1 pseudogene is annotated in these 651 nt (G+C 43.2%); it reads left to right on the top strand.

Annotated elements, in window-relative coordinates:
* A pseudogene (locus R8N47_RS25840) lies at window positions 1-642 on the top strand (nucleotide sugar dehydrogenase); the annotation flags it as partial.
* Window positions 643-651 lie beyond the last annotated feature (9 nt).

The raw sequence follows: 651 nt of genomic DNA, 5'->3' as shown, positions 1-651 counted from the left end.
GTGGGTTATACTGCGCGTATTAAAGAGGAGCTCGGTTGTCAGAATGTCATGTTCTCTCCAGAATTTCTTCGCGAAGGCAAAGCTCTTTACGATAACCTACACCCGTCTCGCATTATCGTTGGTGAGCGTAGCGAACGTGCAGAGAAGTTCGCTAACCTTTTAGTTGAAGGTGCAGTAAAAGAAGACATCTCGGTTTTGTTTACTGACTCTACAGAAGCAGAAGCGGTTAAGTTGTTCTCAAACACATACCTAGCGATGCGCGTAGCTTACTTCAATGAATTAGATTCTTATGCTGAAGCACATAACCTTGATGCGCGCCAAATTATTGAAGGTGTAGGCTTAGATCCTCGTATTGGCAATCACTACAACAATCCGTCATTCGGTTATGGTGGTTACTGCTTACCAAAAGATACAAAGCAATTGTTAGCAAACTACCAAGAAGTTCCTAATAACATTATTGGTGCAATCGTTGATGCGAACCGCACTCGTAAAGATTTTGTCGCAGAGTCTATTCTCAAGCGAGAACCAAAAGTTGTGGGTATTTACCGCTTAATTATGAAGGCTGGCTCAGACAATTTCCGCGCTTCGTCTATTCAAGGCATTATGAAGCGTATTAAGGCAAAAGGTATCGAAGTCGTGGTGTAGGCGCCA

The sequence above is a fragment of the Vibrio sp. 2132-1 genome (genome assembly GCF_033344315.1).
The sequence above is the reverse complement of the archived record's forward strand: the minus strand, read 5'-3'. Positions and strand labels throughout refer to the sequence as shown.